This is a genomic window from Alcaligenes sp. (genome assembly GCF_050255915.1).
Taxonomy (GTDB): Bacteria; Pseudomonadota; Gammaproteobacteria; order Burkholderiales; family Burkholderiaceae_B; genus Alcaligenes; species Alcaligenes aquatilis.
This window is the reverse complement of the sequence record NZ_JBFWIQ010000010.1, coordinates 56,322-70,667: the sequence shown is the minus strand read 5'-3', so window position 1 is coordinate 70,667 and position 14,346 is coordinate 56,322. Positions and strand designations below refer to the sequence as shown.

At 56.9% G+C, this 14,346-nt stretch carries 11 protein-coding genes; 8 read left to right on the top strand and 3 right to left on the bottom strand.

The genetic code is table 11. From position 1 onward, the window contains the following. Window positions 1–153 precede the first annotated feature (153 nt). Window positions 154–1,146, bottom strand: a complete 993-nt coding sequence (locus AB7E06_RS13615; protein ID WP_094197835.1) for a Tim44 domain-containing protein — start codon at window positions 1,144–1,146, stop codon at window positions 154–156. A 218-nt stretch (window positions 1,147–1,364) separates the two neighbouring features. Further along, window positions 1,365–2,135 (bottom strand): bifunctional demethylmenaquinone methyltransferase/2-methoxy-6-polyprenyl-1,4-benzoquinol methylase UbiE, encoded by a 771-nt coding sequence (gene ubiE / locus AB7E06_RS13610; protein ID WP_108728794.1) that lies wholly within the window; start codon window positions 2,133–2,135, stop codon window positions 1,365–1,367. A gap of 246 nt (window positions 2,136–2,381) precedes the next feature. Between ubiE and phoB the strand changes: the two genes are divergently transcribed. The 5 genes from phoB (at window position 2,382) to AB7E06_RS13585 (ending at window position 6,624) form a co-directional block, all read left to right on the top strand. Beyond that, window positions 2,382–3,092 carry a phosphate regulon transcriptional regulator PhoB gene (phoB, locus tag AB7E06_RS13605; RefSeq protein ID WP_094197836.1) on the top strand — a complete coding sequence of 237 codons (711 nt, stop codon included), beginning with the start codon at window positions 2,382–2,384 and terminating at the stop codon, window positions 3,090–3,092. A 4-nt stretch (window positions 3,093–3,096) separates the two neighbouring features. After that, on the top strand, window positions 3,097–4,395 hold the full coding sequence (gene phoR, locus AB7E06_RS13600) for a phosphate regulon sensor histidine kinase PhoR (protein WP_125277788.1): 1,299 nt from the start codon (window positions 3,097–3,099) through the stop codon (window positions 4,393–4,395). Between the two features lie 80 nt (window positions 4,396–4,475). Continuing rightward, the gene (locus AB7E06_RS13595) at window positions 4,476–4,907 is read left to right on the top strand and encodes a VOC family protein (RefSeq protein WP_094197838.1); all 432 of its coding nucleotides are present in this window, start codon (window positions 4,476–4,478) and stop codon (window positions 4,905–4,907) included. A 2-nt stretch (window positions 4,908–4,909) separates the two neighbouring features. Beyond that, on the top strand, window positions 4,910–5,608 hold the full coding sequence (gene pxpB / locus AB7E06_RS13590; protein WP_094197839.1) for a 5-oxoprolinase subunit PxpB: 699 nt from the start codon (window positions 4,910–4,912) through the stop codon (window positions 5,606–5,608). Beyond that, complete coding sequence (locus AB7E06_RS13585) at window positions 5,605–6,624, top strand: biotin-dependent carboxyltransferase family protein (RefSeq protein WP_094197840.1); 1,020 nt, start codon at window positions 5,605–5,607, stop codon at window positions 6,622–6,624. Before pxpB ends, AB7E06_RS13585 begins: the two co-directional genes overlap by 4 nt. Before the next feature lie 275 nt (window positions 6,625–6,899). Here the strand turns inward: AB7E06_RS13585 and ilvA are convergent, their stop codons facing one another. After that, window positions 6,900–8,408, bottom strand: coding sequence for a threonine ammonia-lyase, biosynthetic (gene ilvA / locus AB7E06_RS13580; RefSeq protein ID WP_230019309.1), 1,509 nt, complete (start codon window positions 8,406–8,408; stop codon window positions 6,900–6,902). A 151-nt stretch (window positions 8,409–8,559) separates the two neighbouring features. On the opposite strand from ilvA, the gene AB7E06_RS13575 reads away from it, so the two are divergent. The 3 genes from AB7E06_RS13575 to AB7E06_RS13565 all read left to right on the top strand — a co-directional run bounded on the left by AB7E06_RS13575 (window position 8,560) and on the right by AB7E06_RS13565 (window position 13,988). Further along, window positions 8,560–9,102, top strand: a complete 543-nt coding sequence (locus tag AB7E06_RS13575; RefSeq protein ID WP_094197842.1) for a YqaA family protein — start codon at window positions 8,560–8,562, stop codon at window positions 9,100–9,102. Between the two features lie 146 nt (window positions 9,103–9,248). Next, window positions 9,249–13,190: a DUF3683 domain-containing protein gene (locus AB7E06_RS13570; RefSeq protein WP_427957300.1), complete on the top strand. Its 3,942-nt coding sequence runs from the start codon at window positions 9,249–9,251 to the stop codon at window positions 13,188–13,190. A gap of 303 nt (window positions 13,191–13,493) precedes the next feature. Further along, a complete protein-coding gene (locus tag AB7E06_RS13565; RefSeq protein ID WP_094197844.1) occupies window positions 13,494–13,988 on the top strand; it encodes a HugZ family protein in 495 nt (164 codons plus the stop codon). The last annotated feature ends 358 nt before the right edge of the window (window positions 13,989–14,346 follow it).

Sequence of the window (14,346 nt, the reverse complement as noted above, 5' to 3'; positions counted from 1 at the left end):
CAGTCCAATTAAAACAGCCAGTTTAACCCGACACAGACACGGCCGGATGTACAGGACGACAGGAACACGGGCAAAGGGAATCACAGAGAAGCGAGAGCGCTCATAACAGAACAGCCGCCTGGATTAGAAGGCGGCTGTTTGTATAGACAAAGATCAAGCGTTGGGGTCAACCGGGATCTGCTGAATACCAGCCAACAGCCAGCCTGCGCCATCGGCCTTGAACAGATTCCAGACTTCCTCAAAGCGGAAGGCTTCGGCACCCGCCTCTTCGCGCAACATACCGGAGTAGCGCACGCTGGCCAGATGGCCGTCGGCCACTTTCTCGATGCCCAGCAGCTCGGCATTGAGCAGAACCACTTGGGTCACGTTCTCGCCCTGGCGCTGAGCAATCTGAGGAGAGGCTTCTTTGAGCAAATCGTCGGTCAGGAAGGCACGCAGTTGTTCCACATCGCCTTTGTCCCACAGTTTCTGGATTTCCACGAACTGCGTCTTGGCATTGGCCAGGAAGGTCGGTGTGTCGAAATCACCGGGAATGAACCAGCTTTCGTCTACTGGAGGTGCGGGAACAGCGGCGGCAGCAGCGGGCTGAGCAGCAGGAGCGGCAGCAGGCGCAGGTGCTGGCGCAGCCTGTGGTTGTTGCCAGGGGCTCGGTGCCGGATCGGCATTACGCATCATGGACTGGCCACCGGCCTGTTGCATGGCAGGGCGAGCAGCCGAGCCACGGAAACGACGCACAATGAACAGAACAGCGAAGATAACCAGACCAATCAGCAAGAGGCTGGACATCATTTCCAGGAAAGCGCCGCCCAGACCCATGCTGGACAGCAAGGCAGCAATACCCAGACCTGCAGCGATACCGGCGATCGGGCCCAGGAAGCGGGACATGCCCGACTTGGCAGCGGTACCCGCTGCGGCCGTACCGGCAGCAGCAGCGCCAGCGGCAGGAGCAGCCGAACGAGTGGCATTATTCGCTGCAGCAGGAGGCGTCGCTGCCGAGCGATTGCTGGTGATATTGGAGGATTGGCGGCCAAAGCTGGATCCACCACCCATGCGACGTGCTTCCGCATCATAAGAAACGGTCAGCAAAGCGCCGGTGCTAAAGGCCAGTACAGCAGCCATGAAGTAACGAGAAAGCCGTCCAGACATAGTCACAAACTCCTGACCAGAACACGCGTTTAAGACACAGGGCTTTAAAGCCCGCGGCCAAGCCATCCCAGTCGAATATTCAAGAAAACTTACGATAAGCTGAACATTAACATGACAAGTTCTCATGCACCATGTTTTTTTTACCGTAAATGACAAGCCAAAAAACGAACGGCACCCAAAGGTGCCGCTATATATAGAGAGAGAGGGTAGGCCCGGCCTCAATCCAGGCGGATGCCTTCATGCAGCGCAGCGACACCGGCTGTCAGATTGAAATATTGCACACGCTCTAACCCCACTTCGCGCATCATGTCAGCCAGAGTGTCCTGATCGGGATGCATGCGAATGGATTCAGCCAGATAGCGATAGCTTTCCTCGTCCTTGGCGACGAATTTGCCAATGCGAGGCAGGATATTGAAGGAATACCAGTCATACGGGGCCTGCAAGGGCTTGGCCACACGGGAAAACTCCAGCACCAGCAATTTGCCGCCTGGACGCAACACCCGCTTCATTTCAGCCAGTGCGCGATCTTTATGCGTCATATTACGTAAACCAAAGGCCACCGAGACGCGATCAAAATAACCGTCAGGAAAAGGCAGGTGCTCGGCATCACAGACCGCAACAGGTGTGATGATGCCCTTGTCCTGCAAACGGTCACGCCCCACGCGCAGCATGGAGCTATTGATATCGGTATGCCAAACCTCGCCGTCGGCACCTGCCTGGCGCGCAAAGGTCTTGGTCAAATCGCCCGTTCCCGCCGCGATATCCAGCACTTTCATGCCGGGGCGTACAGCCGCTCGACCGATAGTGAAGGCTTTCCAGATACGGTGCAGGCCGCCCGACATCAGATCGTTCATAATGTCGTAATTATTAGCCACCGAATGAAAGACTTGGGCAACTTTGCCCGCTTTTTCACTTTCAGCGACGGTTTGAAAGCCAAAGTGCGTATCGGCGTGCTGGGCGGTAGGGTGTTGAGGACGCTGTTTTTCCATAATGGCATAATCGTAACGCAGATTTCCCGGTACAGAAACGAAAATCCAGCTCGCTGAGCGCTGCCCTTTTTTACACATTCACAAACCTGAAACATTAACGCCATATGATGGCGTTATTACGTGCAGTCAGGGATTGAAGCGCCCCCTGTGTTTCTCTTGAGTCGCCTGACTACCAGTCGCTCAAGTGCAATACAAACAGCCTGCCTGACCATCTTTTATTTTTATCGGACCAGCCTGAAGCTAACAATGAGTACAAGCATATTAGTCGTGGAAGATGAGCCTGCAATCCAGGAGCTGATCTCTGTCAATCTGTCCTTTGCCGGCCATAAAGTGCTGCGCGCCTTCGATGCCGAACAAGCCCAGATCCTCATTCGCGCCGAGCTGCCTGATTTGATTCTGGTGGACTGGATGCTACCCGGCTCCTCAGGCATTAACCTGGCCCGCAAACTGCGCTCGGACGAACGTACCCGTCATATCCCAGTCATCATGCTGACGGCAAAAGGCTCGGAGCAGGACAAGGTCGATGGTCTGGAAGCCGGCGCGGACGATTACATCACCAAGCCCTTTTCGCCCAAAGAACTGATTGCCCGCATCAAGGCTGTGTTGCGCCGCCGCGCACCTCAGCTAACCGATGACGTAATCTCCATTGGCGACCTGCAGTTGGACCCCAGCACGCACCGCTTGTCCAGCCAGGGTATGGCACTGACCATTGGGCCTACCGAGTTTCGCCTGCTGCATTTCTTCATGACGCACACCGAACGTGTCTTCACCCGCTCCCAACTGCTGGATCAGGTCTGGGGCGACCACGTGTTTGTGGAAGAGCGCACAGTAGACGTCCATATCCGTCGCTTGCGCAAGGCGCTGGAGCCTAGCGGACACGACAAACATATTGAAACGATCCGTGGCTCGGGCTATCGTTTTGCCCTTTCTCCTCTGGAAAAGGCCCCAAGCGCCTGATCCCATGTTCAGCATATTTACGTCTATTGTTATCTGGGCCCTGTTGGGCAGCCTGATCGGCTGGTGGCTCGGGCCATTCATCGGTCTGGCCTTGTTTTGCGGCGGCCTGTTAATGCTGATTTTCATCAGCACCTTGCAGTTGTCCCGCGTTGAGCGCTGGACCCGTAACCTGAGTGATCCCCCTCCTCCCGCCATTGGCCCCTGGGACGCCATTCTGGCCCCCATCTATCGCCAGTTGCGCCGTGACCGGCAAGAAATTCAGGAGCTGAATCGCTACGTGGATGGCATCATGATGGCCGCCGAGGCCCTGCCCGACGGTGCCATCACCCTGAACGGGGAAATGGAGCTGCAGTGGTGCAATCAGACCGCCTGTGAGCACATCGGCCTGAATCTGGCCACGGACCGTCATCACAGCATCTTCAATATCTTGCGCGAACCCGAGTTTTCCCGTTACGCCCGCCAACCCCAATGGGACGGCCCATTGTTGCTGCACCTGAGCAAAGACGGACGCGAACGCTCCTTGCTACTGCAATTGACACCCTATGGCCTGGGCCAGTTCCTGATCGTGACCCGCGATGTCACCCAGGTTGAAATGCTGGAGACCACCCGCAAAGACTTTGTGGCCAATGTCTCCCATGAGCTGCGTACCCCCTTGACGGTCCTGCTGGGGTTTCTGGAAACCTTGCAGGACATGCCGGCCGAGAGCCTGCCGTTGGAGCAGCGTCAGCGTTACGAGCAAATGATGCTGGAGCAGACCCGTCACATGCAGTCGATTGTGTCCGACTTGTTAACCTTGTCGACACTGGAATCCTCGCCCACGGTGGAAGGGGAAACCGTGCAGGTCAGCCAATTGATTGAAAGCGCGCTGAAACAAGGCGAGGCCATCTCCGGCGGACAACACAGCTTTGTCACGGACATTGATCCGCGTATTGCCATTCAGGGCATGGAAACCGAATTAAGCTCGGCCGTCTCCAACCTGATTACCAATGCAGTGCGCTATACCCCCAAGGACGGCACCATCACTGTGCGCTGGTATTTGAATGACAGCGGCGAGGCCTGTTATTCCGTCCAGGACACGGGTATCGGCATTGCTGCCCAGGACATTCCCCGCCTGACCGAGCGCTTTTACCGCGTGGACAAGGGCCGTTCGCGCTCCACAGGCGGCACGGGCCTGGGCCTGGCCATTACCAAACACATCATCGTGCGACATAATGCCGAACTGCAAATTCAAAGCCGTCTGGGAGTAGGCAGCGTGTTTATGTTGCGTTTCCCCAAGAGTCGGGTTCGACTGCAGGACTGCTAGAACATGTGGGGCCATATTGGTCCTACAATAAACGGCTCTGAAGACCACGTTGGCGGATTTATGCCGCACAGGAGCCAAGCATGTCCAATACCCATGAGCTGCGCCCTTTCCACCTTGCTTTTCCGGTCCATGATCTGGCCGTTGCACGCCAGTTCTATGGCCAGACATTAGGCTGTCCCGAAGGCCGATCCTCTGATCAGTGGATCGACTTCAATTTCTACGGCCACCAGATTGTGGCTCATCTGGCTCCTTCAGAATGCGGCAGCAATGCCACCAGTGCGGTAGACGCTCACAACGTGCCCGTGCGTCACTTTGGTGTCGTGCTGGATATGCCCACCTGGCAAACCCTGGCTGACAAGCTGGTTGCCGCTGGCACCCAATTTGTGATCGAACCCTATATCCGTTTCAAGGGCGAGCCTGGCGAGCAAGCTACCATGTTTTTCATGGACCCATCGGGCAACGCCCTGGAATTCAAAGCCTTCAACAGCCTGGACTCCCTTTTCGCCAAATAAAGATGCACAAAACCTGGCTACTTACCGAACAAGGCGACCGCTGTTTGCTCGTGCAATTCAGCGGTGAGCTTTCTTTGGAGACCGGTTTGCGCTGCACCCGCGCCGCACGCTTGCTGCGCGACCACGCGCCCGCCTGTGTCCGTGATCTGGTCCCCAGCTTTACTGCGGTTGCCATCCACTTTTATCCGGATGGCAGCAGCGACCAGCTCGCCCGTTTGCACGACTATGTTCACCAGGCACTGGCCGAGCTGGATGCCAGCCAGGATCAGGCTGCCCCCGGTGCCCTGGTGGATATTCCCGTCTGTTACGGCGGCCCCTTCGGCCCCGACCTGCCCGCCATTGCCGAGCAGTTGAGACTGAGCCAGGAACAAGTCATTGAACTGCACAGCAGTCAAGTACAACTGGTATTTATGGTGGGCTTTGCGCCCGGTGCCCCCTATGTGGGCATCTTGCCCGAACAACTGAATGTGCCGCGCCGTGCCACCCCCCGCACCGTACTGCCCAAAGGCTCGGTAGCCATTGCCAACCAGCAAACCATTATTTACCCCAACGAATCTCCTGGCGGCTGGCATTTGATTGGCCGCTCGCCAGTTAGCCTGTTCGACGCCCGGCGCTCCCCCGCTGCCCTGCTCGCCCCCGGTGACCAAGTGCGCTTTGTGCCCCTGCCTCACGAACAGTTTGATCACTGGACACCTGCATGACGGTACATATCCTCAAGCCAGGCATGATGAGCAGCCTGCAAGACCGAGGTCGGTATGGGCACCAACACCTGGGGGTTTCACCCAGCGGTGCCATGGATGAACGCGCACACCGGCTCGCCCATTTGCTGGCAGGCAATACCGTTGCACAAGACCTGGCCAGCCTGGAAATTACCGTACAGGGCCCAAGCCTGCGGTTTGACGCACCCGCCCTGTTTGTCCTGACCGGCGCGGAGATGAATGCCAGCCTGGACGGTCAGCCCGTGGCAGTGCTGCGCCCTACTCTGGCGCGCGCCGGACAGACACTGACCATGCAGTCCGTCAAACCCGGCCAAGGTGCCCGCAGCTACCTGTCTGTCTACGGCGGTTTTCAAGTCGAATCCTTGCTGGGTAGCCAAAGCACCCATATGCGCGTTGGTCTGGGTGGTTTTGAAGGTCGCGCCTTGAAAAAGGGCGATCAGATTCAACTGGCTCGGCCCCTGCCCAATCAGGAAGCGACACTGAACAAGCTGCAAGCCGTACTGGATGAGCTACGGATTTACATGCCTGCTGCACTGGCCTTGGCCCCGCGAGAACGCCTGCGTGTCATGTTGGATCAAGCCGATTTGTTCACTGACGAGTCACTGGAACTGTTTCAAAGCCAAAGCTACCGTATCAGCCCCGCCTCGGAACGCATGGGCTATCGCCTGGAAGGTCAGCCATTACAGCGTAAAACGGCTAAAGAGCTGCTCTCCGCCCCCACCTGCTTTGGAACGATTCAAGTCCCCAACGACGGCCAGCCCATTGTGCTGATGGCCGACCGGCAAACTACCGGGGGCTATCCACGAATCGGACAGGTTGCCAGCGTGGATCTAGCTCAAATTGCACAGCGCCTGCCTGGGCAGAATCTGGGCTTTGAAGTGGTGAGCCCAGAGCAGGCTCATGCGCTGTCCGCTCGTCAGGAACAAGCCTTTACACGGCTAAATGACAGCCTGGAACCGTTGCGGCAAGCCTTAGAGCAGTGTGTAGCACAGGTTTGACACAACAAGCGTAGACTGCGTGTCTAGGGCTGAACTACGCCTGCTTCCAAGCGGCCCTCAGGCCACAAACCAACAGCGCAACCTGGCACAAGCACCTCTGTTAAGCGTGGCGATGGGCTGCCAGCTAATCCCCCCTTGTTATCAGGCAATACGCCGCTGCACCTGCAATCATCACGCTCAGATTTCAAATAAAAAACACCTCGCCCTAACAAGCGAGGTGTTTCTGTTCTGACAACTCTGCACGACGCCATAGTGGTGGGGCGCCGTCCACTGACTTACAAAAACAACTTGTAAGCCGGGTTGTCCGTCTCGTCCCAGTGCGGATAGCCCAAATTGCCCAGGAAAGCCTTGAACTCTTTCTTGTCCGAAGGCGGCACCTGGATACCGATCAGGATACGGCCATAGTCATCGCCCTGATTACGGTAGTGGAACAAGCTGATATTCCAGTCCTGATTCATGCTGGACAGGAATTTACGCAAGGCGCCAGGGCGCTCTGGAAACTCGAAACGCAGCAGGACTTCGTTCGTAGCCTGGCTGGACACTCCACCCACCATGTGACGCACATGGGTTTTGGCCAGTTCATTTCCCGTCAGATTCAAGGTACCAAAGCCTTTCTTGACGAAACGCTCTTCCAGCTTTTCAATTTCCGCTTCCGAAGAAATCGACATCCCCACAAAGACGTGCGCCTTTTCCATGTTGGACATGCGGTAATTGAACTCAGTCACCGAACGAGTCCCCAGGGCATCACACAAGCGACGAAAACTACCTTTGGCCTCGGGAATCGTCAAGGCAAACAAGGCTTCACGAGCCTGACCCACATCCGCACGGTCTGCCACCATACGCATACGATCAAAGTTCATGTTCGCGCCGGACGTTACCGCGATCAGTGTCTTGTTCTTGAGCTTGTTTTGAGCTGCGTAGCGCTTGGCGCCGGCCAAAGCCAGAGCGCCGGCTGGTTCCAGCACGCTACGAGAGTCCTGGAACACGTCTTTGATAGCCGCGCAAATCGCGTCGGTATCCACAATGACAAAGTCATCTACATACTGGCGCACCAGACGGAAGGTTTCCGACCCCACTTGCTTGACAGCAGTGCCATCGGAAAACAAACCCACGTCCGACAAATTCACACGTCGACCCGCTTTGATACTGCGCACCATGGCACAGGAATCTTCGGTCTGCACGCCAATTACTTTGATTTCGGGGCGCAGGGCCTTGATGTACGTTGCCACGCCGGCTGCCAGACCACCACCGCCAATCGCGACAAAGACCGCTTCAATCGGGCCGGGGTGCTGTTGCAGGATTTCCATGGCCACCGTGCCCTGCCCGGCGATCACATCAGGATCATCAAAGGGATGCACAAAGGTCAGGCCTTCGCTCTTTTGCAGTTCCAAAGCGTGCTGGTAGGAGTCCGAGTAGCTCTCGCCCGCCAGGACCACTTCACCGCCCAGATTGCGCACACCGTCAATCTTGACTTGCGGCGTGGTGGTTGGCATCACAATAACGGCGCGGCAGCCCAGCTTGCGCGCTGACATGGCCACGCCTTGTGCGTGGTTGCCAGCCGAAGCGGCCAGTACACCCCGTTTTAATTCTGCGGCTGACAGATTGGCCATCTTGTTATAGGCACCGCGCAGCTTGAAGCTAAAAACAGGCTGATAGTCTTCACGCTTGAGCAGTACCGTGTTACTAATTCGTGCCGATACCTGGGGAGCGGGTTCAAGTGGTGTTTCGATGGCAACATCGTACACTTTCGAGGTCAAAATTCGCTTTAGGTAATCGTTCGACATTTCTCAGGCTTCAATTAACAGCCGGTTTACCACCAAGGCCAGTCGCAGACCCCTGCCTGAGACTGCTCACCGGGAAAGAAAAACAGAATACCATAGGCAGATGCCCTAACTGGCGTCCATTACTCTCTTCAAACACCCATCCACTTTACTTATGCAAGCCTGGATCTCTGATCTTATTTCGTGGCTCTTGACCACCCTGTCTCTGCCCGAAATCGGTTTAAGTGCCATTTTCATCGTCAGTCTGGTCTCGGCTACTCTCCTTCCCCTAGGCTCGGAGCCTGCGGTGTTCGCCTATATCAACCTGGCCCCGGATATGTTTTGGCCTGCGGTACTGGTGGCCACGGTAGGCAATACGGCTGGCGGGGCGATCAGCTATGCCACTGGCCTGGCTGCCGAAAAAGCGTACGAAGCCTGGCGCGAAAAGCACCCGCAAAACACCGAGGACGGAAACACGCCCAAGAACAAGGCCGCTGGTCGCTGGCATGAACTGGGGCAACGCTGGCTGACCCGCATGGGCCCGCCCGCTCTGCTCCTGTCCTGGCTACCAGTGGTAGGTGACCCCCTGTGTGCCGTCGCCGGTTGGCTACGCCTGCCGTTTTGGCCCAGCCTGTTTTACATGGCGGTGGGAAAACTGGCGCGCTACATCACCATGACTGCGGGTCTGCTGTGGATTTTCCCCAAATTGGGTTGGTAATTTGCTGCAAACTGGCTGCAAAGCACCTCTTATCCCTGACTTGCCCATGTAGTAAGGGGGCAGCCTGGCTACGATTCGTATACACTTGTCTTTTGCCTATCTGCTCCTCGCTGAGCCGCCCTTGACGGGCCTTGCCAACTATCGCCATGAACGCCCCCATTGCAAGCAAGCACCTGGCTGCCCAGGCACGCAACACCGACACGCCGCGCCTGCGTGAAATCCCCTACAACTACACCTCTTACTCGGACCGGGAAATTATCCTGCGACTGCTGGGTGAGGAAGCCTGGGAAAAGCTGTCTGAGCTACGCTCTGAACGCCGCACCGGCCGCTCCGCACGCATGCTGTTTGAAGTGCTGGGTGACATCTGGGTTGTCAAACGCAACCCTTATTTGCAGGACGATCTGCTGGATAATCCCAAGCGCCAACGTCAACTGATCGAAGCCTTGAATCATCGCTTGAACGAAATCGACCAGCGCCGAGACAGCGCCGTACCCGATCGCGATGCCAAGGTTTTGCGGCTGTTGCACGCTGCCCGTGGCGCCGTGGCCGCATTCGAACAGGAATTTACCGATACTCGCGAGCTACGCCAGAAAATCGTGCGCTCCCTGTCGCGCCTGACCGCCAAGGACAACATCAAGTTTGATGGCCTATCGCGCGTCTCGCACGTCACTGACGCGACCGACTGGCGCGTGGAATATCCCTTTGTCGTGCTCACCCCCGACCACGAAAACGAGATGGCCGCGCTGGTCCGTGCCTGTATCGAATTGAAGCTGACCATCATCCCGCGTGGGGGTGGCACGGGTTACACCGGCGGTGCTATTCCTCTTAGCTGGCGCTCGGTGGTGATCAATACCGAAAAGCTCGATGCCATTGGCAAGCCTGAACAAACCACGCTGCCCGGCATGAGCGAGCCCGTCACCACCATTCTGACTGGTGCTGGCGTGGTAACCCGCCGTGTGGCGGATGCCGCCGAAGCGGCGGGTGCCGTGTTTGCGGTAGACCCGACCTCGGCCGATGCCTCCTGTGTGGGTGGCAATATCGCCATGAACGCGGGCGGCAAGAAAGCCGTACTGTGGGGGACTGCACTGGATAACCTCGCCTGGTGGCGCATGGTCGATGCCCAAGGCAACTGGCTGGAAGTGACCCGTCTTGAACACAATATGGGCAAGATCCACGACGTGGAAATGGCCCACTTTGAAGTCAAATGGTTTGATGGCCGTTACGCCCCTGGTGCCCAGTTGCTGCGCAGCGAAACCCTGCATATTGAAGGCAGGCGCTTTCGCAAGGAAGGTCTGGGTAAAGACGTTACCGACAAATTCCTGGCTGGCCTGCCCGGTATTCAGAAAGAAGGCTGTGATGGTCTGATCACGCAGGCCCGCTGGGTGCTGCACCGCATGCCTGCGCATACACGCACCGTCTGTATGGAGTTTTTCGGCCAGGCCAAACAGGCCGTGCCCTCCATTGTGGAAGTCATTGACTACCTGAACGGTGAAGGCAAGCGTATCGGCGCGATTCTGGCCGGTCTGGAGCACCTGGACGAACGCTATCTGCGTGCCGTGGGCTATGCCACCAAGAGCAAGCGCGACGGCCTGCCCAAAATGGTCCTGATTGGCGACATCGTGGGCGACGATCCCGATGCCGTGGCCACCGCTGCCTCTGAAGTGGTGCGCCTGGCCAATGGACGCTCCGGTGAAGGCTTTGTGGCTGTCAGCGCCGAAGCTCGCAAGAAGTTCTGGGCCGACCGTGCCCGTACCGCTGCCATTGCTCGCCATACCAACGCCTTCAAGATCAACGAAGACGTGGTAATCCCCCTGCGCCGCATGGGTGAATACACCGAAGAAATCGAACGCATCAATATCGAACTGTCCACGGACAACAAGCTGCGCTTGACCCGTGAGCTGGAAGATTTCCTGCAAGGCGATCTACCCGTAGGCAAGATCGAAGACCACAACGACGCCGAGCACACACGCGAAGAGATCCTGAACGAGCGTCGCCACGACGCCCTGCAAGTCGTACGCGATGTACGCCAGCGCTGGCAGTGGCTACAGGACAATCTGGACAAGCCTCTGAAAGAATCGCAGGCTGACCTGGCCAGCATTGGCGTGCCGCTGGACAGCGCCGCGATCGAGGCCCGTCTGCAACAAGACCCGAACACCTCGATTTTCCAGCTATTGCAGGATCACACGATTCGCACCTCTTGGAAGAGCGAGATCCGTGAAAACCTGGAACACATTTTCCCCGGCGCCGACTGCGCTGCCGTGCTGACCGAGCTGCAAGCCATCCACGACCGCGTGCTGAAAAGCCGTGTGTTCGTGGCACTGCACATGCACGCCGGTGATGGTAACGTACACACCAACATCCCCGTGAACTCGGACGACTACGGCATGCTGCAGCAGGCCAACGTCACTGTGGCCCGCATCATGCAAATTGCGCGTGGCCTGGACGGCGTGATTTCCGGTGAGCACGGTATTGGTTTGACCAAATACGAGTTCCTGACGCAAGAAGAACTGGATCCCTTCCAGAACTACAAACGCGAAGTGGACCCGAACAACCACTTCAACGCCGGCAAGTTGATGCCTGGTGCAGATTTAAGCCGCGCCTGGACCCCCAGCTTCAACCTGCTGGGCCATGAATCGCTGATCATGCAGCGCAGCGAAATCGGCTCCATTTCCCACGCCATCAAGGACTGCTTGCGTTGCGGCAAGTGCAAACCAGTCTGTGCCACCCACGTGCCACGCGCCAACCTGCTGTACTCGCCCCGCAACAAGATTCTGGCCACCTCTTTGCTGATCGAAGCCTTCCTGTACGAAGAGCAAACGCGTCGCGGGATCAGCCTGAAGCACTGGGAAGAGTTTGAAGATGTGGGCGACCACTGCACCCTGTGCCACAAGTGCTACAACCCCTGTCCGGTGGATATCGACTTTGGTGATGTGTCCATGGAAATGCGTTCCTTGTTAAAACGCATGGGCAAGAAGTCCTTTAACCCGGGTTCGGCAGCGGCCATGTTCTTTCTGAACGCCAAAGACCCACGCGTTATCAAGGCCACTCGTACCGCCATGATTGAGGTGGGCTACAAAGCCCAGCGTGCTGCACACAATCTGCTGGCGGCTCCCGCCCGCAAACAAGTCAGCGCCCCGCCTGCCACCATAGGCAAGGCCCCTATTCGTGAACAGGTCATCCACTTCATCAACCGCAAAATGCCCGGCGGCCTGCCCAAGCAGACGGCCCGTAAATTGCTGGATATCGAGAACTCGGATTACGTGCCTATCATCCGTAATCCTGAAGCCACCTCGGTGGACTCAGAAGCCGTGTTCTACTTTCCCGGCTGTGGTTCGGAGCGTTTGTTCTCGCAAGTAGGCCTGGCAACCCAGGCCATGCTCTGGCATGTAGGCGTGCAAACCGTTCTGCCTCCTGGCTACCTGTGCTGTGGCTACCCGCAGCGCGGCAGCGGTCAAAGCGACAAGGCCGAGAAAATCATCACCGACAACCGTGTGCTGTTCCACCGCATGGCCACCACCCTGAACTACCTGGACATCAAAACCGTGGTGGTCAGCTGTGGTACCTGTTACGACCAGTTGGCGGGCTACGAATTCGACAAGATTTTCCCTGGCTGCCGCCTGATCGACATCCACGAATACCTGCTGGAAAAAGGCTTGAAACTGGAAGATGTGCAAGGCGTGCGCTACATGTACCACGACCCTTGCCACAGCCCCATGAAGCTGCAAGACCCCATGAAAACGGTCAAATCCCTGGTGGGCGACAGCACCATCAAGGCAGACCGTTGCTGTGGTGAGTCGGGCACGCTGGCTGTGTCGCGTCCGGATATCTCCACGCAAATCCGTTTCCGCAAGCACGAAGAACTGCAGAAGAACCAGGATGCCGTCCGCGCCGATGGCTTCCAGGGCGAAGTCAAAGTGCTGACCTCCTGTCCGTCCTGCCTGCAAGGTTTGTCCCGTTACGAGGACGAAACCAAGATGGATGCGGACTACATCGTGGTGGAAATGGCCAAGCACATGCTGGGTGAAAACTGGATGGCGGACTACGTACGCCGCGCCAACGATGGTGGTATTGAGCGCGTTCTGGTGTAAACCACGCGCATCACTCCCCCTGAACAGGCCGGCTTTATGTCGGCCTGTTTTATACGTGGTGTGTGAGTATTTTTTACCGCTGGGCCGATTCCAAGGTAGAAGCGCCCCTCGGGGAGCCGCAAACCGAAGGCGCAGCATGAGGGACTTTTTCCTGGCTGGGCTATTCTCAAGGGTACTCTTCGGATGGCAGCTATGCGAAGGTGCCACGTTGAGCACTTTTCTACGGGGCAACCCAAGCAACGCCCCCTCGAGGCACATGTAGCCCAAAACGCAGTATGGAAGCTTTTTCAGAATAGGGGTTTTATGTCTGTTGATGATCCATTGCTAATCAGCCTGCAAGCTCTGCTCCGCAGCGAACGCACTGCGTCTTTGGGTACACTCAGCAATCAGGGCTTGCCGGTGGTTTCCCGCGTTCCTTTTGCAATTTGCCCCGAGCAAGCCAGCATCATCATCCACATCAGCGAAATGGCGGCCCATACCCGTTATTTGCTGCAACGCCCCGACGCCAGCCTGATGATCAGCCAAAGCGAGCACGGCCAGGATGCTGTTCATGATCTGCCCCGTGTCACCTTTCAAATGCAGGCCCGCAAACTGGAACGCGGGCAGCCCGACTGGGAACAGGCCAAACAAGCCTATACTGCCCGCTTTCCCGACATGGAATTTCTAAGCAGCTTTACCGACTTCCATTTCTTCGCCCTGGATCTGGTCAGGGTGCGCCATATTGCCGGCTTTGCGGCGGCACGAACATTGAAACCAGAACTGGTACGCACCTTGCTGGCAGAGCCTGTGGCCAATTAAGGTCCCTGGGTTTGAAATCACAGCCACCCTTGGAAGCGCTGAAATCCCGCTCCGGTCATCACCACGTTAAAGCACCTTAAAACAGCAGCAAACAGGGGTACCTTCACCCCTTCCAGGCTCCAGTCAACATCCCAAATGTTGCAACCCGTGCAACAAAATCATCACTAACTGGTTTTCAGACACAGAAACCAGATCATCAATTAAACGCCTTGTTCACAAGAAGAATCGCCACTCTCTATCCAGGCTCCCCGACTCAGTCGCACGTTTTCGCATGTTTCAAACGCTAAACATGACAAAACGTAAATTTGACCGCTATAAGATTCAACAGCTACGACGTTAAATAGCACGCATGGACCCG

Coding starts and splice junctions, on each gene's coding strand:
- pxpB (WP_094197839.1), top strand. CDS start 4,910: ATGCACAAAACCTGGCTACTTACCGAACAAGGCGACCGCTGTTTGCTC.
- AB7E06_RS13585 (WP_094197840.1), top strand. CDS start 5,605: ATGACGGTACATATCCTCAAGCCAGGCATGATGAGCAGCCTGCAAGAC.
- AB7E06_RS13575 (WP_094197842.1), top strand. CDS start 8,560: ATGCAAGCCTGGATCTCTGATCTTATTTCGTGGCTCTTGACCACCCTG.
- AB7E06_RS13615 (WP_094197835.1), bottom strand. CDS start 1,146: ATGTCTGGACGGCTTTCTCGTTACTTCATGGCTGCTGTACTGGCCTTT.
- AB7E06_RS13565 (WP_094197844.1), top strand. CDS start 13,494: ATGTCTGTTGATGATCCATTGCTAATCAGCCTGCAAGCTCTGCTCCGC.
- AB7E06_RS13570 (WP_427957300.1), top strand. CDS start 9,249: ATGAACGCCCCCATTGCAAGCAAGCACCTGGCTGCCCAGGCACGCAAC.
- AB7E06_RS13595 (WP_094197838.1), top strand. CDS start 4,476: ATGTCCAATACCCATGAGCTGCGCCCTTTCCACCTTGCTTTTCCGGTC.
- phoR (WP_125277788.1), top strand. CDS start 3,097: ATGTTCAGCATATTTACGTCTATTGTTATCTGGGCCCTGTTGGGCAGC.
- phoB (WP_094197836.1), top strand. CDS start 2,382: ATGAGTACAAGCATATTAGTCGTGGAAGATGAGCCTGCAATCCAGGAG.
- ilvA (WP_230019309.1), bottom strand. CDS start 8,408: ATGTCGAACGATTACCTAAAGCGAATTTTGACCTCGAAAGTGTACGAT.
- ubiE (WP_108728794.1), bottom strand. CDS start 2,135: ATGGAAAAACAGCGTCCTCAACACCCTACCGCCCAGCACGCCGATACG.